22 protein-coding genes are annotated in these 25,095 nt (G+C 54.2%); 17 read left to right on the plus strand and 5 right to left on the minus strand.

All coding sequences use genetic code 11. From position 1 onward, the window contains the following. Positions 1-1,184: 1,184 nt before the first annotated feature. The 4 genes from B9T62_RS34125 to B9T62_RS34140 all read left to right on the plus strand — a co-directional run bounded on the left by B9T62_RS34125 (position 1,185) and on the right by B9T62_RS34140 (position 5,097). Entirely contained in the window at positions 1,185-2,297 is a 1,113-nt protein-coding gene (locus tag B9T62_RS34125) for a sulfate ABC transporter substrate-binding protein (RefSeq protein ID WP_087919317.1), read from the plus strand. Positions 2,298-2,390: 93 nt separating this feature from the next. Next, on the plus strand, positions 2,391-3,230 hold the full coding sequence (gene cysT, locus B9T62_RS34130) for a sulfate ABC transporter permease subunit CysT (RefSeq protein WP_087919318.1): 840 nt from the start codon (positions 2,391-2,393) through the stop codon (positions 3,228-3,230). Between the two features lie 668 nt (positions 3,231-3,898). Continuing rightward, positions 3,899-4,762, plus strand: a complete 864-nt coding sequence (gene cysW, locus B9T62_RS34135) for a sulfate ABC transporter permease subunit CysW (protein ID WP_087919319.1) — start codon at positions 3,899-3,901, stop codon at positions 4,760-4,762. Positions 4,763-4,863: 101 nt separating this feature from the next. Next, positions 4,864-5,097 carry a YezD family protein gene (locus B9T62_RS34140; RefSeq protein ID WP_087919320.1) on the plus strand — a complete coding sequence of 78 codons (234 nt, stop codon included), beginning with the start codon at positions 4,864-4,866 and terminating at the stop codon, positions 5,095-5,097. Positions 5,098-5,169: 72 nt separating this feature from the next. Here the strand turns inward: B9T62_RS34140 and B9T62_RS34145 are convergent, their stop codons facing one another. Further along, positions 5,170-5,478: a hypothetical protein gene (locus B9T62_RS34145; RefSeq protein WP_087919321.1), complete on the minus strand. Its 309-nt coding sequence runs from the start codon at positions 5,476-5,478 to the stop codon at positions 5,170-5,172. A gap of 252 nt (positions 5,479-5,730) precedes the next feature. Between B9T62_RS34145 and B9T62_RS34150 the strand changes: the two genes are divergently transcribed. The 3 genes from B9T62_RS34150 to B9T62_RS34165 all read left to right on the plus strand — a co-directional run bounded on the left by B9T62_RS34150 (position 5,731) and on the right by B9T62_RS34165 (position 9,163). Continuing rightward, a complete protein-coding gene (locus B9T62_RS34150) occupies positions 5,731-6,168 on the plus strand; it encodes a GNAT family N-acetyltransferase (protein ID WP_087919322.1) in 438 nt (145 codons plus the stop codon). Between the two features lie 48 nt (positions 6,169-6,216). Next, positions 6,217-6,849: an NAD(P)-dependent oxidoreductase gene (locus B9T62_RS34155; protein WP_087919323.1), complete on the plus strand. Its 633-nt coding sequence runs from the start codon at positions 6,217-6,219 to the stop codon at positions 6,847-6,849. 337 nt (positions 6,850-7,186) lie between these two features. Continuing rightward, positions 7,187-9,163: an NAD(P)H-hydrate dehydratase gene (locus B9T62_RS34165; RefSeq protein WP_087919325.1), complete on the plus strand. Its 1,977-nt coding sequence runs from the start codon at positions 7,187-7,189 to the stop codon at positions 9,161-9,163. Positions 9,164-9,171: 8 nt separating this feature from the next. Here the strand turns inward: B9T62_RS34165 and B9T62_RS34170 are convergent, their stop codons facing one another. Both B9T62_RS34170 and B9T62_RS34175 read right to left on the minus strand, forming a co-directional pair. Further along, positions 9,172-9,636 (minus strand): hypothetical protein, encoded by a 465-nt coding sequence (locus B9T62_RS34170; RefSeq protein WP_087919326.1) that lies wholly within the window; start codon positions 9,634-9,636, stop codon positions 9,172-9,174. Between the two features lie 69 nt (positions 9,637-9,705). Continuing rightward, positions 9,706-10,605 carry an SDR family oxidoreductase gene (locus B9T62_RS34175; RefSeq protein ID WP_087919327.1) on the minus strand — a complete coding sequence of 300 codons (900 nt, stop codon included), beginning with the start codon at positions 10,603-10,605 and terminating at the stop codon, positions 9,706-9,708. A gap of 217 nt (positions 10,606-10,822) precedes the next feature. Here B9T62_RS34175 and B9T62_RS34180 point away from each other — a divergent pair, with 217 nt between their 5' ends. From B9T62_RS34180 to sdaAA, 3 genes are all read left to right on the plus strand, one after another. Next, entirely contained in the window at positions 10,823-11,242 is a 420-nt protein-coding gene (locus tag B9T62_RS34180; RefSeq protein ID WP_245864207.1) for a GNAT family N-acetyltransferase, read from the plus strand. A gap of 163 nt (positions 11,243-11,405) precedes the next feature. Next, positions 11,406-12,116: an L-serine ammonia-lyase, iron-sulfur-dependent subunit beta gene (gene sdaAB / locus B9T62_RS34185; protein WP_087920537.1), complete on the plus strand. Its 711-nt coding sequence runs from the start codon at positions 11,406-11,408 to the stop codon at positions 12,114-12,116. After that, positions 12,113-12,994 (plus strand): L-serine ammonia-lyase, iron-sulfur-dependent, subunit alpha, encoded by an 882-nt coding sequence (sdaAA, locus tag B9T62_RS34190; protein ID WP_087919329.1) that lies wholly within the window; start codon positions 12,113-12,115, stop codon positions 12,992-12,994. The genes sdaAB and sdaAA overlap by 4 nt, the downstream gene beginning before the upstream one ends. 36 nt (positions 12,995-13,030) lie before the next feature. Here sdaAA and B9T62_RS34195 read toward each other — a convergent pair whose 3' ends face one another. Further along, positions 13,031-13,333, minus strand: coding sequence for a hypothetical protein (locus B9T62_RS34195; RefSeq protein ID WP_087919330.1), 303 nt, complete (start codon positions 13,331-13,333; stop codon positions 13,031-13,033). Between the two features lie 552 nt (positions 13,334-13,885). On the opposite strand from B9T62_RS34195, the gene B9T62_RS34200 reads away from it, so the two are divergent. Then, positions 13,886-14,080: a YwbE family protein gene (locus B9T62_RS34200; protein ID WP_087919331.1), complete on the plus strand. Its 195-nt coding sequence runs from the start codon at positions 13,886-13,888 to the stop codon at positions 14,078-14,080. A 196-nt stretch (positions 14,081-14,276) separates the two neighbouring features. Here B9T62_RS34200 and B9T62_RS41045 read toward each other — a convergent pair whose 3' ends face one another. Beyond that, positions 14,277-15,119, minus strand: a complete 843-nt coding sequence (locus B9T62_RS41045; RefSeq protein WP_245864209.1) for an HNH endonuclease — start codon at positions 15,117-15,119, stop codon at positions 14,277-14,279. Positions 15,120-15,537: 418 nt separating this feature from the next. Between B9T62_RS41045 and B9T62_RS34210 the strand changes: the two genes are divergently transcribed. The 6 genes from B9T62_RS34210 (at position 15,538) to B9T62_RS34235 (ending at position 25,061) form a co-directional block, all read left to right on the plus strand. Continuing rightward, positions 15,538-16,020, plus strand: a complete 483-nt coding sequence (locus B9T62_RS34210; protein WP_211296383.1) for a hypothetical protein — start codon at positions 15,538-15,540, stop codon at positions 16,018-16,020. A 52-nt stretch (positions 16,021-16,072) separates the two neighbouring features. Beyond that, positions 16,073-17,089, plus strand: coding sequence for a LacI family DNA-binding transcriptional regulator (locus B9T62_RS34215; protein ID WP_087919333.1), 1,017 nt, complete (start codon positions 16,073-16,075; stop codon positions 17,087-17,089). A gap of 527 nt (positions 17,090-17,616) precedes the next feature. Next, complete coding sequence (locus B9T62_RS34220) at positions 17,617-20,841, plus strand: cellobiose phosphorylase (protein ID WP_087919334.1); 3,225 nt, start codon at positions 17,617-17,619, stop codon at positions 20,839-20,841. A 531-nt stretch (positions 20,842-21,372) separates the two neighbouring features. Continuing rightward, positions 21,373-22,362, plus strand: a complete 990-nt coding sequence (locus tag B9T62_RS34225) for an ABC transporter permease (protein ID WP_087919335.1) — start codon at positions 21,373-21,375, stop codon at positions 22,360-22,362. An 18-nt stretch (positions 22,363-22,380) separates the two neighbouring features. Then, a complete protein-coding gene (locus tag B9T62_RS34230) occupies positions 22,381-23,271 on the plus strand; it encodes a carbohydrate ABC transporter permease (RefSeq protein ID WP_087919336.1) in 891 nt (296 codons plus the stop codon). Positions 23,272-23,381: 110 nt separating this feature from the next. Continuing rightward, positions 23,382-25,061 carry a type 2 periplasmic-binding domain-containing protein gene (locus B9T62_RS34235; RefSeq protein ID WP_087919337.1) on the plus strand — a complete coding sequence of 560 codons (1,680 nt, stop codon included), beginning with the start codon at positions 23,382-23,384 and terminating at the stop codon, positions 25,059-25,061. Positions 25,062-25,095: the final 34 nt, after the last annotated feature.

Below are 25,095 nucleotides of genomic sequence, written 5' to 3' on the forward strand. Positions count from 1 at the left end.
AGAACGTGAACTTAAGAATGTTATATTCGAGTTGTCCGGGTAGCCTATGCACCAGGCATTCTGACAACTCCACCGTTTCATTCTTAAGTTCATCTTATATAGTCTCATAGGTCCAGTCCAAAGAATTAGTTGCGAAACTGCATCTATTTAGCCGTCTTTTTCTGTGTTGGAGGAAATAAGTGCGAAAACGCACCTAATTTAGGATTTTGAGCGTACTAAGCTTGCTTTACTCGAATTTAGTTGCAGATATGCACTTATTATCCTAATAATGGGTGTTTCGGCGGAGATTAGTTGCAGTTTCGCATCTAATTACTCCGAAGGTTCCAGGGCAACACTCTAAATCGTGGCTGAATCCTAGGCAGTAACCCATTTTGCATCTATTTCCTCGAAAACGGACGAAAACAGATCATTAAATGCACTTTTGCATCTAATTAATGTGATGGAATCTGGGCAACACTCCTGATGTACCTCTGAGCAAAAAATACCGCTCTCCCATCTTCCTGAAGCTTAAGCAGTAAACAAATTGCAGCACTTAGCCACATCGCCAACAAGTTCCCAAGCAACATGTCTGATAAAGTAGCGTGCTGTGCCGAACTGAGCCACATGTGAACGAAAATAAGGGATATATCCCATAAAATTAGCGTGTGGAGCCACATGCGAGCGAAAATAAGGGATATATCCCATATAATCGGTGCGTGGAGCCACATGCGTGCGAAAGTAAGGGATAAATCCCATAAAATCGGCGTGCAGAGCCACATGCGAACGAAAATAAGGGATATATCCCATAAAATTAGCGTGTGGAGCCACATGCGAGCAAAAGTAAGGGATAAATCCCATAAATTCAGCGTGACGAACAAGTGCCAAGCTACAGCGATGTTATGTGTGACCTGTGCACTATGTGGCGAAACAGCCAGGGGTATGCTCAAATCGGGGAAGTCCGCGCCACAGCCTCTTTTGGAGTAAAAAAAGGTTTGACAGCAGCAGCGAGCTTCAGTATTATAATTCCATAACCTACTAAAGAGGTAGGAATAATCAAATAGTTGTTCTTACCGTACGAACGGAGGAACACCCGTGAAGGCTGGCAGACACGCGTCCCTAGGACCGGTTTGACTTGGCGTATCCCGGGGGTTCCTCTGTTCTTTTTTTGCAGCATAATCATCTTATTCAATGGGGGAGTGGTCAAGTTGAAGAACAAGATTAGAAAAGGTCTTCTTACTGGTTTCACACTGTTGTTGACAGCAGGGCTTACCGCTTGCGGGAACAATACCAACACAAATAATTCAGCGGCAGCAACCGACGCAGCAACCAACACCACAAGCACACCTGCTGCAGCCGAAGCAACAAAGGCCCCATCCAAGGAGCCGGTAGAGCTGCTGAACGTATCCTATGATCCTACACGTGAGCTTTATGAGAGCTATAACAAGGCTTTTGCTGCTTATTGGGAGCAGGAAACCGGGCAGAAGGTGACGATTAAACAGTCCCATGGCGGATCAGGCAAGCAGAGCCGTGCCGTGCTGGACGGTCTGGAAGCGGACGTGGTTACCCTGGCGCTTGGCTATGACATTGATGCCCTGCAGGAAAAAGGCCTCATTAATGAAGGCTGGCAAGCCAAATTCGAGCATAACAGCTCACCTTACACCTCAACGATTGTATTCCTGGTCCGCAAGGGCAACCCGAAGGGCATCAAGGACTGGCCGGATCTGCTGAAGGAAGGCGTGGAGGTCATCACACCGAATCCCAAAACCTCGGGCGGAGCCCGCTGGAACTACCTGGCCGCTTGGGGCTACGCGCTGGACCAGAATAATAACGACGAAGCCAAGGCGGAGGAGTTCGTCAAGAAGTTGTTCAAGAATGTGCCTGTGCTGGATACGGGTGCGCGTGGATCGACGACTACTTTTGTGGAGCGTGGAATCGGCGATGTGCTGATTGCCTGGGAGAATGAAGCCTATCTGTCGGTAAAAGAGCTGGGACCAGACAAATTCGATATTATCAATCCATCCGAAAGCATTCTGGCTGAGCCTCCAGTGGCGGTAGTCGACAAGGTTGTGGACAAAAGAGACACCCGCGAGGTGTCCGAAGCTTATCTTAAATACCTATATTCCGAGGAAGGACAGAAGATTGCTGCCGAGAATTACTACCGTCCTACGCTGGACAGTGTGAAGGAGCAGTTCAAGGACCAGTTCCCGGAGATCAAACTGTTTACACTGGCTGATAAATTCGGCACCTGGAAGGAAACGCAGGAGAAGCATTTTAATGATGGCGGGGTATTTGACAAAATTTATGTTCCGGGCAGCTAATAGCCGCTGGGGCCCAAGCCATTTCATTTCGAGTGTTGCCCGCGAGGGTGCTGATCGGCACATCAGCCGAAGGCAGGAAAGGATGGGAAGGGGATGGGTGTGACCATAGCTGCTGCGGCAAAGCGCAAGGTGCTGCCCGGGTTCGGGCTTACGATGGGACTCAGTGTGCTGTACCTCAGCCTTGTGGTGCTGCTTCCGCTGTCGGCGCTGCTGTTTAATTCAACGGGACTCAGCTGGGTCAAATTCTGGGATGTGGCGACGGATCCGCGTGTGTTGGCGTCCTACCGGGTCAGCCTGTCCACGGCCGCTGCGGCGGCGCTGGCGGATGCAGTGCTCGGGCTGCTGCTGGCCTGGGTGCTGGTACGTTACGAGTTTCCCGGCAAAAGATTGTTCGATGCGCTGATCGATCTGCCCTTTGCGCTGCCGACAGCGGTAGCCGGGGTCTCCTTAACCGCGCTGTATGCTCCGAACGGCTGGATCGGCTCCTGGCTTGCACCGCTGGGGCTGAAGGTAGCGTTCACGCCGCTCGGCATCACGCTGGCCTTGATGTTTATCGGTATTCCGTTTGTCGTACGGACGGTCCAGCCGGTGCTGGAGGATATGAGCCGGGAGCTAGAGGAGGCTTCGGCTACGCTGGGAGCCGGACGCTGGCGCACCTTCCGCTCGGTGGTGCTGCCGGAGCTGATTCCGCCGCTGCTGACCGGGTTTGCGCTCGCTTTTGCCCGTGGAATCGGCGAGTTCGGCTCCGTGGTCTTCATCTCCGGCAATATGCCGATGCGTACCGAAATTGCTCCGCTGCTGATTATGTCCAAGCTGGAGCAATACGATTATGCCGGAGCTACGGCGGTAGCGCTGATTCTGCTGCTGATCTCGTTCCTGATGCTGCTGGTGATCAACTCCCTGCAGCGCTGGGCGCGGAAGACCTCGCGGTAAAAGGGACGGCAGTAAAGAAGCATAGCTCACAAACTTAAGCGTATGTTTTCGTTACTGCTTTTGGCCTCTGTAGAATAGGCCGGAGCCTTGGAATTAGTTGCAAATACGCATCTAATTAACAGATTCTTCCCGTTTTGAAGGAAATAGTTGCAAAAAGGCACTTAATTCGGAGTTTTGAGCGTAGTGTAATTGATTTACTCCAAATTAGTTGCAATATTGCACTTAATTGCCTCCAGACAGAGGTTTCAGCTGAAATTAGTTGCACTTTCGCATCTATTTGTGCTGAACGTTCTGGAGTAACATCTCAAATCCTCGCTGTGGCTTAAGTGGTAACATGCTTTCGAAGTAAGTTTTGTACGAAGAGAATTCGAGTGATGCAATGCTCACAAAACTAAGCGTATGCTTTCGAAGTAAGTTTTGTACGAAGAGAATTCGAGTGATGCAATGCTCACAAAACTAAGCGTATGCTTTCGAAGTAAGTTTTGTACGAAGTCTAATCGTGAGAAGTAATGCTCACAAAACTAAGCGTATGCTTTCGAAGTGAGTTTTGTACGAAGTCTAATCGTGAGAAGTAATGCTGACAAAACTAAGCGTATGCTTTCGAAGTATTTTTGTACGAAGAGAATTCGAGTGATGCAATGCTCACAAAAATTTGAGGAGGACAAATCATGGCGGGCACCCTTCCCCTTACTCCGCAGCGGCCCCGCAATGGCGGGGTCACCCCGGCAACCAGCGAGTCCAAGGCGGTGCAGTGGATACTGGTCGGGGCAGCCGGGCTCGTGCTGCTGTGGCTCATTGCGCTGCCGCTGGTTATTGTGCTGACCGAGGCGCTCAAGAAAGGTTTCGACGTCTACCTTGCGGCACTGACTGACCCGGATGCGCGCTCCGCGCTGCGTCTGACTCTGCTAGTGGCGCTGGTGACCGTTCCGCTGAATACGATTTTTGGCGTGACAGCGGCCTGGGCAGTGACGAAATTCCGCTTTCGGGGCAAAGGCTGGCTAATCACGCTGATTGATCTGCCCTTTGCAGTCTCGCCGGTTATCGGCGGTCTGATCTTTGTGCTTGTTTTTGGGGCGAACGGCTGGTTCGGACCTTGGCTGAGCGCTCATGACATCAAAATCGTGTTCGCGCTACCGGGCATTATCCTGGCCACGCTGTTCGTAACCTTTCCCTTTGTAGCGCGTGAGTTGATCCCGCTGATGGAGGACCAGGGCACGGAGGAGGAGGAAGCGGCGATTACACTTGGGGCACGCGGGTGGCAGATTTTCTTCAGAGTGACATTGCCCAATATCAAGTGGGGGCTGTTGTACGGCATTATTCTCTGCAACGCTAGGGCGATGGGAGAATTCGGCGCAGTGTCTGTCGTGTCGGGCCATATCCGGGGAGAGACCAACACGCTTCCGCTGCATGTGGAGATTCTGTATAACGAATATCAATTTTCGGCGTCTTTTGCCGTCTCTTCGCTGCTGCTGCTGCTGGCTCTGTTCACCATGCTGATCAAAGGCTGGCTGTCGCGTAAAAATGTGTATTGACTTTACTTTTGCATCCATGCTAAGTTAATCCTGAGTATACAGGTTGGATATTGGGGTTTTGGGATATGGATTTCCCGGTTGGGGGAAAGGGAGGCTGGAGAATGGCTAAACCGCTGAAGGTGGATGAGGTATGGCTGGCACGGATCGCGGATCTGCTGGACAATATGGAATTTGGCTCACTGCAGATCGTGGTGCATGAAGGACAGATTGTCCAGATGGAGCGTACGGAACGCAAACGGTTCGAGAACGGCAGCGCGAATGCCAATACGACCGCACGTTATAGTGGAGAAACCGGAAACCGGCGGACTGATTCCCGTTCTGCGGGCCGAGGATAAGAATATACACAAACAAGCCGGCTCCCTAAGGGGAGCCGGCTTGTTTGTGATGCAGCCATAGGAATGGAACGATTAATAGCGCGGGGTTTGCCGAGAGCGGGAGATGCCTTCAATCAGCAGTACAAGGGCGGTAATGCCGTGCATAATCCAGCCCACGAAAGGAATCAGCGCCACAACGGAGGTTACGATGCCAAGCGCATTGCCAAGGAATGGTCCCCGCTCCTTCAATAATACGATAACAGCGAAGGCATGGAGCAGGAAAGCAATGCCCAGCGGAGTCCAGGCGTTAGCTACGACAAATGCTCCGCCAATGAAGGGAAGCGCAAGAAAAGCCTCGTACGCAAAGGTGCCCCATTTTAACAATTTACCGAGTGGAGACATGTAATCACCAGCCTTTTGGAGTTATAGGTTAAGCATACTATTCCACAGTTTGTCTAACCATTCAAGTATAAAAACGCTGTGGCCGTTTATTGCGTGGGTCTGATTTCTTCTACGTGCAGCAGGGGAATACGTTTCAATCTGCCTTGCGGAAATGTGCAGCCTGGCTGCCTTGTTGTCTGCCGGACACTCGTATATATTGGTAAGAGTAACAAGTATATAGGGAACAGAGACCCGGAAAGGCTGGAGCTACAGATGGAGACAAGCTTGGATGTTCGCCATGAGCTGCCAACGGTGGAACAGTATTTGACACTGCGTCGTGAGGCCGGGCTTAGTGAGATGAGTGCGGAAGGGGCTGACGTGGGCCTGCCGCGCTCTTGTTTTGCCGTGACGCTGTACGAAACGGGACAACTGATCGGCATGGGGCGTGTGATTGGAGATGGGGGCTGTTTTTTTCAAGTGACAGATATTGCGGTGAAGCCCTCCTGTCAGGGCCGCGGTCTGGGAACGGTTATTGTTCGTGAAATCAGGGCATATCTGGATACGGTGCCGCACCCCTCTTATATCAGCCTGATTGCTGACGGGGATGCGGCGAGGCTGTATGCGAAATTCGGTTTCGAGCCGGTAATGCCTGCTTCGCAGGGGATGTTCCTGCCCCGGCGTGTTTTGAATTCTGCTGATGGGATAAATTAGAGATGAGGGCTGCTCTGCAGCCTTATTATAGAAAGCGGGGATTATACAATGGATGTTGTAGTTATAGGAGCAACAGGCAGAATTGGACATGCAATCGTGCAGGAGGCGCTCAAAAGAAAACATCAGGTGACCGCAGCGGTGCGCAATCCGCAGGCGATAACAGCAACGCATGAACGACTGGCTACAGTGGCGGTGGATATTCTGGACCCGGCTTCGGTTGCCGCTGTGGTCCGGGGGCATGAGGAGGTTATCAGCGCTTTCGGACCGCCTAGCGGCCGGGAGCAGGATCTGCTCACTGCTGCGAATTCGCTGGTGCAAGGGCTGCAGGAAGCGGGACTGGCAAGGCTGCTGGTGGTTGGCGGCGCGGGCAGCCTGAAGACGGAATCGGGCGAGCTGCTGATGGACACGGCGGATTTCCCGCAGACGCTGAAGCCGCTGGCGGAGGCACATGCGGAGGCTTACGCAACTTACAGCAAATCGCAGCTGGATTATACCGTGATCAGTCCTCCTGCATTTATTCATCCGGGCCGCCGCACCGGCCAGTTCCGGATTGGGCTGGACCGGCTGATTGTGGACGAGGACGGCCGCAGCGGGATCAGCATCGAGGATTTCGCGGTGGCGGTTATTGATGAGCTGGAGGAGGGCAATTACAGCCGCGAGCGGTTCACTGTGGCTTACTGAGGCGAACTTGGTTAAGTGGAGCGGGAGGGTATGCAGTGCAGCCGGCCCTTCGGCAACCCAGCCTCCAAAATACTAGTAGCGACGAAGATACCTGCGAAAATGCAGGTTTTTTGAGCATTTACGCGGAAATCAGCCCAATGCCTGCGAATGTGCAGGTATTCACAGCAGATATTACTCTAACAGACGATTATGCTCCCAAAGGATGTATATTTGCAGGAATTTGAGCGGGGAGTGACCTCGGTGCTGGAAAAGATGTATATTCGTAGGAATATGTATAAGCCTTGAGCATGAATATTAGAGCAGAGCAAAATCGGTATACTCGAAAGGGGCTGGAGCAATGTATCTCGTTACTGCAGAGCAAATGCGGGAATTGGACCGCCGGACGATAGAGGAGCTGGGCATTCCGGCGGTGGCGCTGATGGAGAATGCCGGCCGAGCCATCGCCGAGGAGGTGGTTGCACTGTGCCGGCGGCGGGGACCCGGCGGTGGAAGGGACCGCGGCAATCGCTGGAGTAATGGCGGAAGCAGCGGAGGTGACGGCGGCAGCGGTGGCGGAGCCGATGGCAGCAGCAACGGCAGCAGCAATTGCAGTAGCAGCGGCGGCAATGGAGGCAATGGAGGCAACGGCAGCAGCAATTGCAGTAGCAGCGGCGGCAATGGAGGCAATGGAGGCAACGGCAGCAGCAATTGCAGTAGCAGCGGCGGCAATGGAGGCAGCGGAGGCAACGGCAGCAGCAATTGCAGTAGCAGCGGCGGCAATAGAGGCAATGGAGGCAACGGCAGCAGCAATTGCAGTAGCAGCGGCGGCAATGGAGGCAATGGCGTCAGCGGGGATGCTGCCGCTGCGGAGACGGCCCGCGCGCATGGCGAGCGCGCGGGCTTCCAGGTCAGCGGCGACAACGCGCTGACGCTTGCGCATGCCGACGCCGAGCGATGGTTCATCCTCGTCGGCAAAGGCAACAACGGCGGCGACGGCCTCGCCGCCGCCAGGCACCTCCGCGAGGCGGGCATCGCCGCCACGCTGGTGTATGCAGTGCCGCCGGAGTCGCTGACCGGCGTGGCCGCCCTGCAGCGCGACGCTGCTGCAGCCTTGGGCCTGCCCGCCCTCCAGTACGGGCGGGACCGGCTTGACCTGGCCGAAGGCAGCGGCATCGTGGATGCGCTGCTCGGCACCGGCGCCGCGGGTGCCCCGCGCGGCGCCTATGCGGAGCTGATTGCCGCAGCCAACCGCAGCGGCAAAGCCATTGTGTCCGCGGACATCCCCAGCGGGCTGGATGCGGACACCGGGGCGACGCATGAGCCATGCATTCAGGCGTCAGTCACGGTCTGCCTCGCGCTGCTTAAGCGCGGCCTGGTGCAGTACCCCGGCGCGGCTGCGGCGGGGCGGGTGGTGGTCCGCTCGATCGGCATCCCGTCTTCCCTGGCCGGGGAAGAAGACGGCGTGTCCGCTCACCTGCTGACACCGGAAGTGCTGCAGCAGCGGCTTGGTGTGGATGTGACGCGCCGCCGCTCGCCCGAAGGGCACAAAGGCACCTACGGCCATGTGCTGCTGGCCGGCGGAACGCTGCGCATGAGCGGCGCCGGGCTGCTGTCGGCCCGGGCCGCGCTGCGAGCCGGGGCCGGCCTCGTGACCTGGGCGCTGCCGCAGCAGCTGCTGCCGTATGTTGCCGGAGCCGCGCCGGAGCTGATGCTGGCCCCTGCCGAGGATGGCGGGGCCGGCGTCTGGAACGCCGCCACCGCTGATGAGCTGCTGCGCTTAAGCGGGCAGCGGGATGTGCTCGCCATCGGGCCGGGACTGGGCCGGTTTGCCGGGGATACAGAGTGGTTGCGCCGGTTGTGGGAGGGCACGGCTTGTCCGCTGGTATTGGATGCGGATGCGCTGAATATCCTGGCTGAGGCCGATTACAGCGGCTGGGCGCAGCGGAAGCATCCGGTCATCCTTACGCCGCATCCGGGAGAGATGGCCCGGCTGGCCGGACGGTCTACCGCCGAGGTGCAGGCTGACCGAATCGGCCTCGCGCTGGCCTATGCTGCGGAGCATCAGGTTACCCTTGTGCTCAAGGGGGCGCATACCGTCATCGCCACCTCTGAAGGCCAAGCTTATGTAAACACCACAGGGCATCCCGGCATGGGGACCGGCGGTGCGGGCGATGTGCTGACAGGTGTGATCAGCGGCCTGCTGGCCCAGGGGCTGAATGCCGCACAGGCGGCAGCCTTCGGTGTATACCTGCACGGAGAGGCAGGAGAGAAGGCAGCCTGTGAGCGGGGGAATCCGGCGTCACTGATCGCCGGAGATATCATTGAGGCGCTCTGAAGCGGCTGCTACAGCAGCAGCAGACAGAGCAGCGGGATGAACAGGGCGAACACAGGCATCATCAGCGGATACCGTTCAACGAACAGCTGAGCCGCCCGGAACAACAGCAGGCCGGCAATGCCGCCGAGACCCCAGGGCAGCATCTCGGCTCCTTGCTCTGCGGCCAGCCAGACGCCTGCGCCGAAGCCGGCAGCCGCGAAGATGGGCCAGGCGAGCAGGTGGGAGCCGGAACGAAGCACGCGCAGCAGCGCGTCGGCCACCAGGGCAGCAGGCAGGCCGTAGGCATAAATGGCATAAGGTACGGAAATCGGCCAGCCCTCGGGTATTCCTCCCTGCTGGGGGAAGAATAGCATCAGCAGGGACAGCAGCACGAAGGTCAGACCTGCACTGGCCAGCTTGCCCAGTGCGTAGAGACCGGCGGTCAGGCGGACAGACGGAACCGGAGGAATGTCATAGTTATGGAGTTTATTCATAGTTTCGCTTCCTTTCATGGAGAGTCGTGCAGCTTGTCGGGCTAAGCGATGGCGGATATCCGCACCGTTTTAGCTGGTGACCATGTCCCCTCCGTTAACATGAATACACGTGCCGGTAACATAGGTGGAGTCCGGTCCGGCCAGATAGAGGTAGGCACCGGCCAGCTCATAGGGCTGGGCAGCCCGCTTAAACGGAGTTTCTGTGCCGAAAACGCTGACCTGCTCAGCGGAGAAGCTCGACGGAATCAGCGGGGTCCAGACCGGACCGGGGGCTACACTGTTCACACGGATGCCCTGATCGGCCAACGACAGGGCCAGGGATCGGGTGAAGCTGACGATGGCGCCTTTGGTAGAGGAATAATCGATCAGATCCTTCCTGCCGGCATAGGCGGTAATGGAGGCGGTGTTGATAATGGCGGAGCCTTGGCACAGATGCGGAAGCGCAGCCTGGGTCAGATAGAAGAATGGGAAAATATTCGTCTGAAACGTCTGGTACAGCTGCTCCTCCGAAATATCCAGAATACTGTCCTGGGGATACTGTACGCCATGGTTGTTGACCAGTATATCCAGCTTGCCGAAGGTGCGGACGGTATGCTCTACAGCTAGGGTACAATTGGCCTTGTAGCGCAGATCCGTTTCGATCCTCAGACAACGCTGTCCCAGCTCTTCGATTCTGCGCTGCGTTACTTCAGCATCCGAGTCTTCATATAAATAAGCGATCGCAACGTCTGCGCCTTCCTTGGCAAAAGCGATGGCAGCCGCCTTGCCAATACCGCTGTCTCCGCCGGTAATGAGCGCGACCTTGCTGTTCAGTCTGCCGCTGCCGCACAGCTGCTTATCTTCACTGATCGGCAGCGGATTCATCAGGCTCTCCAGACCAGGCTGGCGTTCCTGATGCTGCAGGGGAAAAGCTACCGGCTGTTCAGTACATACGGTTTGTTGGCTGTAATAGGGATAAGTGGGGTTCATTCCCTGGCATTCCTCCTTGCTGCTGGCTCTCCGTATATTTCTATGCATCCGCCCAGAAAAGGGTGCCCACACCGCCGGGAATGAAAGTCGCTGTCCGATGTGACAGTGGATGTCACGGTGATGAATGACTGCGGGTGGAGTATAATACAGAAGGTAGTCCGGAGGACCAACGAGCGCTCTCGGCTTATTAAGCAAGGGCCTATTCGGAGGAGGAAGCGTGTTGAATTACAGAGAGATGTTGGTAGAGGATTATGATGCGGTCTACCAGTTATGGAGTCATACGACAGGGATGGCACTAAGCGATGCCGATTCAAGAATTGAAATCAGCCGTTACCTGGAGCGGAACCAAGGCTTCAGCCAGCTGTGTGAATATGAGGACGGCAGAATAGCAGGCACGGCCATGTGCGGTCATGATGGGCGCAGAGGTTATCTCTATCATGTTGCGGTCAGCGGAGAATCCCGGGGGTTTGGCGTGGGCCGTGAGCTGGTGGCCAGATGTCTGAAGCAGCTGAGAAAGGCCGGCATAACGAAGTGCCATCTGATGGTGATTGGGGACAATAAGCTGGGGCGTACGTTCTGGGAGAAGCTTGGCTGGCAGTACAGAGATTCCATTGTCCTCTATTCTCACGATACCTGAAATACATAGAAGCAAAGGTGTAGAAGTGTAGTACATAGAAGTGAATACATAGAGGCGGCAGATGCTGCCAATGTGGTGAGTTATAGCTGCGGGTGCAGTATAATACAGAAGACGGACCGGGGAACAGCGTTGCGGTCCCAGTTTAGAAAGCGGGTGAGTGGTGGTGCGTTTTAAAGATGTTTTCTCTATTATAGGCCCGGCAATGGTCGGGCCTTCAAGCTCACATACAGCGGGAGCGGCTCGCATTGGCAGGGCGGCCCGGCAAGTGCTGGGAGAACTGCCGCTTGCTGCGGAGGTGACCTTCTTTGGCTCGTTTGCGGCCACTTACCAGGGACACGGAACAGACCGGGCGATCATCGGAGGACTGCTGGATTATGCCACCGATGATCACCGGCTGCCTGACTCTTTGGAGCTGGCGGCTGAAGCCGGGATGGAGATTTCCTTCCGCCAGGGCAGCGGACTATTCCCTCATCCCAATACGGTCCGCCTGCAGTTGGACGGCCGGGAAGAAGGCAGCCGTCTGACACTGACGGGAATTTCCATCGGCGGCGGCAATATTGAGATTGTAGATATCGACGGCTTTGCAGTGAAGCTTACCGGCATGTATCCGACTGTTCTAATCCGCCATATGGATTATCTCGGTGTGCTGGCGAGCGTAACGGATGTCATGCGCAGTGGAGCTTTCAATATCGGGCATATGTCGCTGGACCGCAAGAACCGCAGCGGATCGGCACTGACTGTGCTGGAGCTGGATGAACCGGCTACACCCGAGCTGCTGGAGGAACTGGCAGCTCTGCCGGCTGTGACCTCGGTCAAGCTGGTGAATCTGAACGATAGCAAGCAAGCGGAGAAGGGAAAGGGAAATACACCATGAATTTTCAAACATTAAGCCAGCTGGCTGTACTATGTGAAGAACGCGGCCTGGGCATTGGGGCTTTGATGCTGGAGGAGCAGAGTGCAGAATCCGGACGGTCTGCAGCGCAGGAATTTGCCACTATGCGCGAATATTATGGCGTAATGAAAGAAGCGGTCCACCGCGGCATGAATGAGGATACCACCTCACGTAGCGGGCTGACCGGGCTGGATGCACAGCGGGTAGGTGCCTATAATACGTCAGCCGAGCCTTGTCTGGGCGGCCCGGCGGGCCAAGCTATGGCGTATGCGCTGGCTGTCTCTGAAGTGAACGCCTCCATGGGACGCATTATCGCTACACCTACAGCCGGCTCCTGCGGCATTATTCCCGGGGTCTTCCTTAGCTGCCAGGAGCGGTTTGGCTGGGCTGACGACTACATGGTGTCCGGGCTGTTCGCGGCCGGGGCCATCGGTTACGTCATTGCCAACAATTCCTTTGTGTCCGGTGCGGAGGGCGGCTGCCAGGCAGAGGTTGGCTCAGCCATTGGCATGGCAGCAGGAGCCTTGACCGAGCTGCGCGGTGGAACACCGGCTCAGGCCGTTCATGCCGTAGGTCTGGCGCTTAAGAACACTCTCGGATTAATCTGCGACCCGGTTGGCGGTCTTGTGGAGATTCCTTGCATCGTCCGCAACGGCTTCGGCGCAGTGACCGCGCTGGCTGCTGCCGATATGGCGCTGGCTGGGGTGAGAAGCGTTATTCCGTCCGATGAAGTGATCAAGGTCATGCTGGAGGTAGGTTCGGCGATGCCGGAGAAACACCGCGAGACCGCAGGCGGGGGATTAGCTCAGACGCCTACCGGACGCCGGATTATGCAGGATCTGCGGAATAAGAAGTCCTAGCGGGAGACGGCGGCTTAGTGGTATCCCGCTATAAGGCTACAGCATTCTGAAGCGTTCCAGCTGCTCCAACAGGCCTTCCTGGAGCAGAATTTCCCGCTGCTTTGGTCCCATCAGATCGAAGTGAGGGAACGGGGAGCGGTTGTGAATATATTTTGCAGGCAGACCGTGCTGGCTGCACCAGTGCTTAAGCCGCTCCAGATCGCTGCAGCCTACCTTGGTGACTGTGTTCATCCCGGGAAACCGGGGATCTATCCAATAGTGGGTCAGATAGGCGATCTCTCCGGCTGAAACCGCTTGTTTCCAGCGGGTTAATTCTTCCCTGTTAATACCGAAGGCCATAATTATCTCATCCTTATCTGCGGTAGTGTTACTACTTGAGTCCAGGCGAGGATGTAGAAGGCTGCTCTGGACGTTCGGAGTAAATAGATGCGAAACTGGTTACTACTTAGGTCCTGCTGAGGATGTAGAATGCTACACTAGAGCATTCAGAGAAAATTAAATGCGAAAGTGCATCTAATTTCAGCTGGAATTCCAAATATCGGTCAAATAAGTGCGAATCTGCAACTATTTTTGAGGAAAATGATTGTTTAACGCTCAGAATTCGAAATTAGATGCATATTTGCACTTATTTCCTCTAAAACGGAGAAAATTCGCAAATTAGATGCACTTTTGCAACTAAATCACGATCGGACTTAGGAAACCGTCATGGAGCGGAGTATTCGATGTTCTCATCATAACCGTGGCCTAAGAAGTAACCACTTTCGCAACTAAATTTAGCGTGCAAAGGTAGCAACTGAGCTAAGTCTTCGAAGTTTCCCTCATACCTCAGCCTAAGCAGTAACATAGTAACACAGTAGTAAACTAAATTTATAATGGAAGGAGGCTGGCAACATGAATGGACAAGTAAGGGCGGATATCCGCCCGGGATTGCAGGTCGATATTGTGCTTAAACAGGATCAGGCGACAGGCAAGCTTACGCATGGCACGGTCAAGGATATTCTGACTAACTCGCCCCGGCATCCGCATGGAATCAAGGTTCGTTTGGCGGACGGACAAGTAGGACGGGTGAAGAATATTACAGGTTAAATAAGATGAACTTAAGAATGGAATAGTGTAGTGGCCAGAAAGCCTGATTCATAGGGATTTCTGGCCACTTCGTATGTAACATTCTTAAGTTCACGTTCTATAGAGAGAAGTTATCCAGCGCTCCCGGCGCTGCATTCCGCTGTTCCTTGGAACAGGGTGTGCAGCGCCGGGAGTTTCTGTATCTGCTTCAATCTCTCTATCTGCCGATAAATTCCTCCACATAGAGATCAGCTTTCGATTGGTTGCACAGATTGCAGGCGCATACACAGTTGTCAGGGGTAGTATGCCCGCCCTTGGCGCGCGGCAGCAGATGGTCGATGGTATCGCCGTATAAGCCGCAGAAGCAGCAGGTGTAGTTATCCCGGGTCAGAATGAACTTGCGGAAATCCTTGTTGCTGTAGATCCGGCGGATGGTCCGGCGGTTGATAATTACCGCTGCCTGCTCTTTTACCAGTGTAATGGCTAGCTCCAGGTCGATTTCCTGATGCCAGCGTCGCCCCTTGTCGCTGTGGCCGCGCATGAGAATCATGCCTTTGCCGGACGGCACCAGGGCAGAGATATCGTGCGGATCGGGCTTCGGCCCGCGCAGAGGGGGCCGAAGCCGCGGCTCGGCGGAGCGGGTGCGGTTCTTCGGCTTGGCCCCTGATGAAGCCGCTGCGCCGGCTTTGGCATCTCCCGCATGCTCCGGCAGCGAGCGCGGATGAGCAGCGGCTGCGCCAAGCCGGGAAGCCGCTGGCCGGGACGCGGCGGGTCTGGCAGCGGCGGGCACCGCTGCGGATACGGTCAAGGGCTGCGGCGGTGCGTTGCGGACTCTGGAATCCGAGACGCGCACAGGCGATATAACCGCTGCGGGCTTCGTCAGCGGCTGGGTCTGCGCTTCCTGGACTGCCCGCAACTTGCGGCAATCCCGGCAAGCTCCCCGGCGTGCCTGCCCCTTGGAGCGTTTACCTGTGCGTCTGCGGAATTCAGAGAGCGGCTTCAGCTGGCGGCAATAAATACACTGTTTGGATGTCAATAGCTCGGTATCGCTCATAATCATGTTTGGAAGTGAACAGCCTGTTCGGCGCTGCTTCCGTCTCCTCTATTTTTTTTAAAATATAAGAATTTAGATGTTTCACGCCATTCATTATCCTTCTATTTCTCGCAGAAACGGATGCCTGAAAGCGATACGTAGTATCGCTGCTTCGGAAGCTTACGCTTTTCAGAGGACGGCTAAGCCGTTTCTTTTTGGGATATGAACAAGGAAATGTAGTTGGATTGCTGCTGCGATTATAGTTACACAACTCTAGTATAGCGCAAAGTCCACTGGTTCACACCGCCAGCGCCAAAAGCTGAATTACCGGCCGGGGTGTGATTTGTGCCCTTGGAGAAAGGCAGGACAGCATTGTAAACTCTGAAGCAGAGCCGGGCGGCATGCCCGATGCCCTGTTTATCCTAAACAGAAATGAGGAATGGGAATGGTTCGCAAACAAGCAAGACCTTTTGCCGTTATTCTTCTTTACATTTTACAGGCTTTTCTGGGAATCGGTGCTGTTGCTGGCGGAGTGGGACTGGTTATCGATCCCAGCGGAGAGGCGATTGGGATACCTGTTTCCGTGTTAGAGAGATCGCCGTTCCCGAACTTCTTCATACCCGGTATTCTGCTATTCCTTGTGTTTGGCCTGCTGCCATTGCTTGTATTATATGGTCTGGTCGCTAGAAAGCAATGGCGCTGGGCGGACCTGCTGAACCCGTTCAAGGAGCTGTACAGCGTTTGGGCGCTGTCGCTTTATATCGGTTTTGGACAGATTATCTGGATCATGGTGCAGACTTATATGCTTAATTCTGTATCGGTGATTCATCTGGTCTATATGAGCCTTGGGCTGCTGATCCAGGTGGTTACCCTGCTGCCGGTGGTGCAAAGATATTTTCTGCTGGACGGTGTGGTCAAAAAAGATTAGAATGTCTGTGAACAGAAAGGGCTTCCAATTTAGGAACTAAGGAGTGAGCGGGTTGATCACCATCTATGATATTGCCAAACGAACCGGTTACTCTCCGACAACCGTGTCCAAGGCGTTCAACAACTACTCCGATGTGCGCGAGAAGACGCGCCAGGAGATATTCCGGATAGCCCGGGAGCTGGGCTATGTCCCCAATTCCCATGCCCGGACGCTGACGACCAAGAAATCATGGACCCTGGGTGTTCTGTTCGTTGAGGGGACAGGTGCGGGAATCCGCCATCCTTTCTTCAGCAGTGTGATTGAGAGCTTCAAGCAGGTTGCTGTAGCCAAGGGTTATGCGCTGATGTTCATCTCCAAGGATGTCGGCGGCAAGCAGAGCGGTTATCTGGAGAACTGCCGGATTCGCGGAGTGGACGGAGTGGTTGTGTTCTTGTCGGACTACAATGATCCGTATTTCCAGGAGCTGCTGGAGAGTGATATTCCCACGGTTATTCTTGATTATGACTCCCCGCTGGCGCATACCATTTCCTCGGATAATGAGACGGGGGCAAGGCTTGCCGTAGAGTATCTGGCAGCGCTCGGACATCGCAGAATTGCCCATATCTCCGGCGATGAGCATACCGCTCCGGGGCGGTCAAGAATATCCGGCTACCAGATGGCCATGAAGCAGCAAGGACTTGAGGTGAACGCCGATTATACTGTAATCGGTCCAATGTACACACTGGAGAGCGGATATGGCGCGATGCTGAAGCTGCTGCAGCTGGAGGAGCGCCCGACTGCAGTGTTTGTGTCAGGAGACCTGATGGCGCTCGGCGCGGTAAGGGCGGCGAAGGATCAGGGGCTGCGTGTTCCGGAAGATATCTCGGTCATGGGCTATGACGATGTTGAGCTTGCCGGATATGTTACACCAGCGCTGACAACGGTGCGGCAGGATACGGAGCTGCTGGGCAGCCGTGCTGCGGAGCTGCTGCTGGCGGCGATTGAGGGGGGCAGCGGGGAGAAGGCAGCTGTTGTATTGCCGGTAGAGGTCGTTGTCAGAGAATCCTGTGCGCCTCCGGCTGCGGAATGAGCGGAAGAGGCCTGAGTTACCGGCGTGAGTTGCAGAGAGTCACTTTATCCACCCGCTGGATCACGCTCCATCAGAAATTAGTTGCGAAACAGCACTTAATCTGCGGGATATCACGGTTTGGGAGTAAATAGTTGTCGAAAAGGCACTTAATTCCGCCGATTTATCGGATCAGCGCTCTGAAGACGGAAATTAGTTGCAGAATCGCACTTAAGTGCCTTCTGTACCCCGATTTGGCTGAAATTAAGTGTGAAATCGCATCTAAATTTCGCAGCAGGAGGATGGGGACAGACGACGGGGGGCTTAGGTGATAGGTGATTGATGCTAGGCTTTTCCCCATACATTAGCTGATCCTATAAAACAGCACTAATCTGCGGATCAGCGTTGGGGAGTAAACTTCAAATCCTCGCTGGAACCTAAGTAGCAAGTAGCAGCACTGGCAGCGGCATTTTCAACTTGGCTTATTTTTTTAGACCAAATCGAAACCGGTTTCGATTTTTCGGAACCTAATACAAGAGGAGGAATGAAGCATGAGCAATTATTATTTTGATTCAGGTTCATTTGTGATGGAGCAATTCCATGAAGGCAAGCCGTTCGCCAGCTTTCTGCCGGGCATCGCCGGTCTGAAGGGGATTCCGATGTGGACGTTCTATGTGAACCGGGGTCAGGGTGTATGCGGTTTTGGCGTGCGGGATAAGAACTCGCCGATCATGGAATTCTCCCCCGCCAATATCTCTTACAAGAATGTGGCATCCTCCGGCTTCCGAAGCTTCATCAAAATTGCCAGGCAGTCCGAAATCTATGAGCCGTTCCAGTCGGCCCGGCCAGACCCGTCTGCCCTACGGCGGATGACGATTCTGCAGAATGGTCTGACCATTGAAGAAACCCACTCAGGACATGGGCTGAGAACAACCGTTCATTATTTTAATCTGCCGCATGAGGATTTTGCTGCGCTGGTACGGCGGGTGGAGGTTGAGAATATTGGCGGAGCGGATATTGAGCTGGAGTTGCTGGACGGACTGCCGGAGATTCTTCCTTACGGCGTGGAGAACAGCGGATATAAAGAAATGGGCAATTTGCTGCGCAGTTGGATGGATGTGTACAATCTGGAGCTGGGCATCCCCTTCTACAAGCTGCGTTCCAGTACCAATGATGAGGCGGAGATGCATGCCATTACGAATGGACATTTCTATTTGCCGTTTACTGCGGAGGGCGAACGGCTGACGCCGCTGGTAGATTTCGAATTGGTCTTCGGCGGCAATACCTCGCTCGCTTACCCGGACGGCTTCGCCGCTCTGCCGCTTGCAGAGCTTATCGGTCTGCCGCAATATCCCGTGAACAAGGTGCCCTGCGGCTTCAGCGGCACGGCACGCAAGCTGGCTCCGGGCGGCAAGCTGGTCATTAACAGCCTGATTGGTCATGTTAATGACATCGAGAAGATCAACCGCAAAGCAGACTTCCTCTGCCGTGACGAATACATCACGCTGAAGGCCCGCGAGGCGGCTGAATTGACGGAGGAGCTGACCACGGACATTGCAACCCGTACCTCGTCAGCCCTGTTCGATGCTTATTGCAGACAGTCCTACCTAGACAATTTCTTGCGCGGGGGTTACCCGTTTGTTTTTGACAACGGGGGCGAAGGTTTCGTCGTTCACCTCTATTCACGCAAGCATGGCGACATGGAACGGGATTATAATTTCTTCTCGCTGGCCCCTGAATATTATTCGCAGGGCAATGGCAACTTCAGGGACATGAACCAGAACCGCCGCAACGATGTATTCTTCAACCCGCAGGTCGGCAGCTTCAATATCAGGATGTTCTACAGCCTGATCCAGCTGGACGGCTACAATCCGCTGAGTGTGCAGGGCACGACCTTCTCCATTCTGCCGGGCAAGCAGGCAGCGCTTAAGGAGTGGATCGGCCACTCGGCCGCCGATCACCAGCAAGAGCTGGAGAAGCTGTGTGGTTCCCGGTTCACGCCAGGCGCGCTGGTCAACTATATCGCCGATCATGGCATAGCGCTGCTGGTGGAGGAGCAGGAATTCCTCACTGGCATCCTGTCCCTCTCCGAGCAGAATATCGAAGCCGCCTTCGGCGAGGGGTTCTGGTCGGATCACTGGACCTATAACATGGATCTGATTGAAGGGTATCTGGATATCTACCCCGAGTTGAAGCAGGAACTGCTGTTTGGAGACGGGACTTATACTTTCTATGACAGCCCGGCCTATGTGCTGCCGCGCAGTGAGAAGTATGTAATCAGCGGCGGGAAGGTCCGCCAGTACGGGGCGCTGCTGGAGGATGAGGAGAAGCTGCACCGGCTGAAACGCAAGGCCAGCGAGACGCATTGGCTGCGTACGGAAGGCGGACATGGCGCTGTTTATCAGACGAATCTGTTCGTCAAGATGCTGTCGCTTGCCCTAGCCAAATTCGCCACTCTTGATCCTTATGGCATGGGTGTGGAGATGGAGGGCAATAAGCCGGGCTGGAACGATGCCATGAACGGACTGCCGGGATTGTTCGGCTCGGGGATGAGCGAAACCTTTGAGCTGAAGCGGATGATCGTCTTTATGCTGGATGTGTTGGACACTGCGGCAGGAGGGCAAGCAGCGGTAATGCCAGAGGAGATGGCCCGGCTGCTGGAGCAGGTGGATCAGGCGGTATCCGCAGTATTGGACGGCGAGCTTGCCCAGTTCAGCTATTGGGATACCGTAGCTTCCGCCCGCGAAATATACCGGGAGCAGATTCGCTTCGGCATTAGCGGAGTGACGGCTGAAGTGGAGCTTGGGAAGATCCGCGATATTCTGTCACGGTTCCTGCAGCGGATTGAAGAGGGAATTACGCGTGCGGTAGCCTTGGGCAACGGACTTGCGCCGACCTACCTCTGCTTCGAGGCTGTACGCTTCCAGCCGGTGGTGGACGCTGAAGGAGAGCCGGTACTGAGCGGATACGGCCTGCCGAAGGCTGTGGTTGAGGAATTTGAGGTGCGTGCGCTGCCGTATTTCCTGGAGGGGCCGGCCCGCTGGCTGAAGACACTCAAGAATCCTGTGCAGGCGAAAGAAATCTATCAGCGGGTGAAGAGAAGCGAGCTGTTTGATCCGGTTACCTCCATGTACCGCACCTCTGTGCCGCTGGATGAGGAGACGAACGAGATTGGACGGATACGTGCCTTCACCGCCGGCTGGCAGGAGCGTGAATCCAACTTCCTGCATATGTCCTATAAATATTTGCTGGCGCTGCTGAAGTCGGGACTGTATGAGGAGTTCTACGCTGAAATGAAGACATCGTTGATTCCCTTCCTGGACCCGGCCGTTTACGGACGCAGCACGCTGGAGAACTCCTCGTTCATTGCAACCGGTGGCAATCCGGATCCGGGGAACCACGGCAGAGGATTCGTAGCCCGACTTAGCGGCTCGACCGCAGAGTTCCTCAGCATGTGGCGGAGCATGATGGCGGGCAGCCATCTGTTCACGGTGGAGAACGGAGAACTGGTGTTGTCCCTGTCCCCGGCGCTGCCAGGCTGGCTGTTCGACGAACAAGGAAACGTCTCCTTCATGCTTCTTGGTCGAACAGAGGTAACCTATCAGAATGCGCTGCATGCTGATACCTTCGGCGAGAATGGAGCCGTTATTCAGAGTCTGAAGCTGAGCTACCGCGATGGGGGCCATACTGAAGTAAGCGGAGCCGTAATTCGTGGAGCGGAGGCAGAGGCTGTGCGCCGGGGTGAGGTGGCGGCGATTATGGCAGTGCTGGGCTAAGAGTGTAAGGAAGTGTACTGTTCACCTTAATTCTCTGAAGCGTATGTAAGGTGAGATAAGGCAGCGGATTCCTTCGGGAGTCGCTGCCTTTTTAAAAATGGCTATGTAAGATGAACAAAAGAGATAGCGAACAGCGAAGACTAACTCTGCGGTAGAAAACTCCCAATAACCCCATCGAATCCCCATTCTGAGACCAACTAGCGGTAGATTTTCCCTATCATTCTTCGTTGGGACCTAAGCAGTAACCACTTTCCTACTAGAGAACTCTTATCGCAAGATTGAAAAATCATCTCCATCCCTTGCAGATATACCTCTAATGATTGCGATATAGCTGTTGTAGCAGAGACGGTAACGGATGCCGCCTCCTGGAGAGGACGTCGAAGCCAGTTCTTCTTGGCCCCGATCCGAAATAATGTGACCCAAAACCGAAATTTGCCGCCTTACGTCCCAAGGGGGAACACCGTACAATAAATACATAAGATTGTAAACGCTTTATATACAAAAGACAGAGAGAGCTTGGAGGTCCATACGATGGAGAATAAAAAAGTTGCCGGGGCACAACCGGCTCTGGCGCCGCTGACTTCGCCTAATTTCGAAACCGGTTCAGGTAAACGGAGTTCGCTGTGGAAGAGGCTCGTAGCCCAGAGGCATCTGCAGATCATGGCGTTGCTTGGCGTAGTTTGGATGATTATATTCAACTACATTCCGATGTACGGGATCATCATCGCGTTCAAGGAATTCAACATCGTCAAGAGCATCTCGGAAGCGCCTTGGGTAGGGCTCACACACTTCCGGGAATTTCTCGACGATGATAATCTGGTAAATGTCATCCGCAATACGCTGGGCATTAGCTTGATCAAGCTGTTCATCGGTTTTCCGCTGCCGATCATCTTTGCCCTGTTTCTGAATGAGATCCGTAATGTGCGCTTCAAAAAAAGTATTCAGACAATTTCCTATCTGCCGCATTTTCTCTCCTGGGTTGTGCTTGGCGGTATCCTGGCCACGTGGTTGGCCGATGTGGGAATTATCAACAATATTCTGCTGGCGCTTCATCTGATTGATCAGCCGATATCCTATCTGGCCGAACCGAGCTATTTCTGGACGATCGTGATTTCCTCGGATATCTGGAAAGAGCTGGGCTGGTCTGCGATCATCTATCTGGCGGCCATCTCCGGGGTATCCCCCGAGATGTATGAGGCGGCGACGATTGACGGAGCCGGACGTTTTCAGAAAATGTTCTATGTGACGCTGCCTTCCATCAAGTCGACCATCGGCATTCTGTTCATTCTGGCGGTCAGCGGTGTGCTGAACTCCAACTTCGACCAGATTCTGGTGCTGCGCAACTCCTTGAATGACAGTGCCAGCAATGTAATTGATTATTACGTGTATTATACCGGGATTCTGAACGGCCGCTTCTCGTATTCCACCGCTGTTGGATTGCTGAAGTCGGTGATCGCGATGGTTCTGCTGGTGATTGCCAACCAGGTATCCAAAAAAATCAACGACACCTCGTTGTTCTAGGAATAGGAGGACTTGCACATGTTTGCACTGAACCGTAAGACTAAAGGCGAAGCGCTGTTTGACATTATCAATAATATCCTGATGTTATGTATTTGCTTCATTACGCTATACCCGATCTGGTATGTGCTGGTTAATGCCTTCAACAACGGCAATGATGCCATGCAGGGGGGCATCTACTGGTGGCCGCGGATGTTTACGCTGGAGAACTTCAAGGCTGTGTTCGAAAGTCCCGGCATTATGCAGTCCATGTGGATTACGGTCGCTAAGACGCTGATCGGCGTAGTAGCCCATGTATTTTTCACGGCAATGGTTGCTTATGCCTTCTCCCGCAGAAATCTGATCGGCGGCAGATTCTATATGATCCTGGGAACGATTACGATGTTCTTCGGCGGCGGGCTGATCCCTTCCTTCCTGCTGATCCGCGATCTGCACCTGCTGGAGAATTTCATGGTGTATATTATTCCGGTATTGTTCAGTTTCTTTGATCTCATTATCTTCATGACCTTCTTCCGTGAGATTCCCGATGGACTAGAGGAAGCAGCGAGAATTGACGGGGCCAATGACTGGTCGATCTTTCTGCGGGTGGTCCTGCCGGTGTCGATGCCGGTAATTGCCACAATTGCGCTGTTCCACGGGGTCTATCAATGGAATGATTATTTCACGGGGATGATCTATATCAACAACGAGAGTCTGCAGCCTATACAGACCTATCTCTACCGCGTTGTGGCCCAGTCCAGCTCGTCCCAGATGATGGTGGCTGTGCAGGGCAGCGCCGCTACCAAGACGGTCACCTCCCAATCGATCAAGCTGGCGACCATGGTGGTCACCACGCTGCCAATCGTCTTCGTCTATCCGTTCCTGCAGCGTTATTTCGTCAAAGGGATGATGATTGGTTCAATCAAGGGGTAATCGGAGGCCAGCCGGCCTCCCTCCATACAAGGTAACTCCTCCAGCCGTATTGCAGCGGTCCTGGAGTTATAACTTATAAAGTAAACATCTTACGAAAAGGGGTAAAAAAGATGGGGATAAATCGTAAGCCCAAAAAAATGCTGGTGACACTGCTGGCACTGATGATGACGCTGAGCGCAGCAGGCTGCTCCAGCGGCAATAACACGAATAACGGAGCGAAGGCAAGCAATGAGCCTGCTGCTACCACAGCGGCTGACGCTACAGCTGCACCGGTTAACGCAGATGAGCCTGGCTGGAAATCCGACACTTCACCGATTACTTTTGACTGGTACCTGAACTTCGCCTGGTTCCCGAACAAATGGGGAGTGGACCCAACCTCCCAATACATCACCAAAAAAACAGGGGTTAACCTGAATTTCATCGTTCCTGCAGGCAATGAGAATGAGAAGCTGAACACGCTGATTGCTTCCGGCAGCCTGCCCGATTTCATCACGCTGGGCTTCTGGGAAGATGCCGTGAAGAAGATGGTTGAAGGCGAGCTGGTGCTGCCGCTCAATAAGCTGGCTGAAGAATATGATCCCTATTTCTTCAAGGTATCCGATGCCGACAAGCTGGGCTGGTATACTGAAACGGATGGTAACGTATACGCTTATCCAAACTCCTCTTCCTCTCCGGCAGATTATAAGAAATACGGTGAGAACTATGTATCCAACCAGACCTTCGTGGTCCGTAAGGATATCTATGAAGCGATTGGAAGCCCGGACATGCGCACTCCGGAAGGATTTGTGAATGCGCTTAAGTTGGCGAAGGAGAAATTCCCGGATATTAATGGACAGCCGATGATTCCGCTCGCCCTGCATGAATTCACAGCAACCGGCAACGACTCGCTGGAAGCTTATATTCAGAACTATCTGGCTATTCCGCGTGAGAAGGACGGCAAGCTGTATAACCGTGAGACCGATCCTGAGTATATCCGCTGGATGAAGACGCTTCGCCAGGCGAACCAGGATGGGCTGCTCGCCAAGGACATCTTCATTGACAAACGTCCGCAGATGGAAGAGAAGATTGCCCAAGGCCGCTACTTCGCCATGCTGTATCAACGGACTGATTTTGCAGCACAGCTAGGAACGCTGCATCAGCAAGACCCGAATAAGGTGTATATCGCTGTCGACGGGCCGGCCAACGCCAATCTGGATGCGCCACGTCTGAACGGCCCCGGCATCTCCGGCTGGACGGTAACCCTGATCTCCAAGGATGTGAAGGATAAAGAGCGGGCCATTAAGTTCCTCAGCTATCTGAACAGTGAAGAGGGCAATAAAGACCTGTACCTGGGCGAAAAAGGCGTCAGCTATGATACGATTGACGGCAAGGACCAATTTAAGCCGGAAGTCTTCGAGCTGATGAATAAAGACCGCTCCGCATTCGACAAGCAATATGGCTCCTCGTTCACCTTCTGGATGCTGCAGAATACCAATATTACCGATCAATGGGCACCTAAATCGGTGGAGCCCTTCAAACAGCTGGAAGACTGGACGAAAGGCAAGACCCACAGTAATTCCGAGTTTGACCAGATTGATCCACTTGGCAATTCCCCTGAAGGTATTATTGGTGCTAAAATTAAAGAGCTGCGCGGCAAAACCCTGCCGAAGCTGCTGATGTCCGCATCCGACGAGGAATTCGACAAGATCTGGACCGAATATATCAAGAAGCAAGAGGATCTGGGGCTGTCCAAGTTCCAGGCATTCCAACAGACGAAATACGAAGAGAACAAGAAGAAACTCGGTATGTAATATAGCTTCACCCAAACGCCCGCTGCCCGCGGGC

The organism is Paenibacillus donghaensis (assembly GCF_002192415.1).
Taxonomy (GTDB): Bacteria; Bacillota; Bacilli; order Paenibacillales; family Paenibacillaceae; genus Paenibacillus_AQ; species Paenibacillus_AQ donghaensis.

Excerpts from the sequence above, each read along its gene's own strand:
- cysT (WP_087919318.1), top strand. The coding sequence starts at position 2,391 with ATGGGTGTGACCATAGCTGCTGCGGCAAAGCGCAAGGTGCTGCCCGGG.
- cysW (WP_087919319.1), top strand. The coding sequence starts at position 3,899 with ATGGCGGGCACCCTTCCCCTTACTCCGCAGCGGCCCCGCAATGGCGGG.
- B9T62_RS34140 (WP_087919320.1), top strand. The coding sequence starts at position 4,864 with ATGGCTAAACCGCTGAAGGTGGATGAGGTATGGCTGGCACGGATCGCG.
- B9T62_RS34145 (WP_087919321.1), bottom strand. The coding sequence starts at position 5,478 with ATGTCTCCACTCGGTAAATTGTTAAAATGGGGCACCTTTGCGTACGAG.
- B9T62_RS34150 (WP_087919322.1), top strand. The coding sequence starts at position 5,731 with ATGGAGACAAGCTTGGATGTTCGCCATGAGCTGCCAACGGTGGAACAG.
- B9T62_RS34155 (WP_087919323.1), top strand. The coding sequence starts at position 6,217 with ATGGATGTTGTAGTTATAGGAGCAACAGGCAGAATTGGACATGCAATC.
- B9T62_RS34165 (WP_087919325.1), top strand. The coding sequence starts at position 7,187 with ATGTATCTCGTTACTGCAGAGCAAATGCGGGAATTGGACCGCCGGACG.
- B9T62_RS34170 (WP_087919326.1), bottom strand. The coding sequence starts at position 9,636 with ATGAATAAACTCCATAACTATGACATTCCTCCGGTTCCGTCTGTCCGC.
- B9T62_RS34175 (WP_087919327.1), bottom strand. The coding sequence starts at position 10,605 with ATGAACCCCACTTATCCCTATTACAGCCAACAAACCGTATGTACTGAA.
- sdaAA (WP_087919329.1), top strand. The coding sequence starts at position 12,113 with ATGAATTTTCAAACATTAAGCCAGCTGGCTGTACTATGTGAAGAACGC.
- B9T62_RS34195 (WP_087919330.1), bottom strand. The coding sequence starts at position 13,333 with ATGGCCTTCGGTATTAACAGGGAAGAATTAACCCGCTGGAAACAAGCG.
- B9T62_RS34200 (WP_087919331.1), top strand. The coding sequence starts at position 13,886 with ATGAATGGACAAGTAAGGGCGGATATCCGCCCGGGATTGCAGGTCGAT.
- B9T62_RS41045 (WP_245864209.1), bottom strand. The coding sequence starts at position 15,119 with ATGATTATGAGCGATACCGAGCTATTGACATCCAAACAGTGTATTTAT.
- B9T62_RS34210 (WP_211296383.1), top strand. The coding sequence starts at position 15,538 with ATGGTTCGCAAACAAGCAAGACCTTTTGCCGTTATTCTTCTTTACATT.
- B9T62_RS34220 (WP_087919334.1), top strand. The coding sequence starts at position 17,617 with ATGAGCAATTATTATTTTGATTCAGGTTCATTTGTGATGGAGCAATTC.
- B9T62_RS34225 (WP_087919335.1), top strand. The coding sequence starts at position 21,373 with ATGGAGAATAAAAAAGTTGCCGGGGCACAACCGGCTCTGGCGCCGCTG.
- B9T62_RS34230 (WP_087919336.1), top strand. The coding sequence starts at position 22,381 with ATGTTTGCACTGAACCGTAAGACTAAAGGCGAAGCGCTGTTTGACATT.
- B9T62_RS34235 (WP_087919337.1), top strand. The coding sequence starts at position 23,382 with ATGGGGATAAATCGTAAGCCCAAAAAAATGCTGGTGACACTGCTGGCA.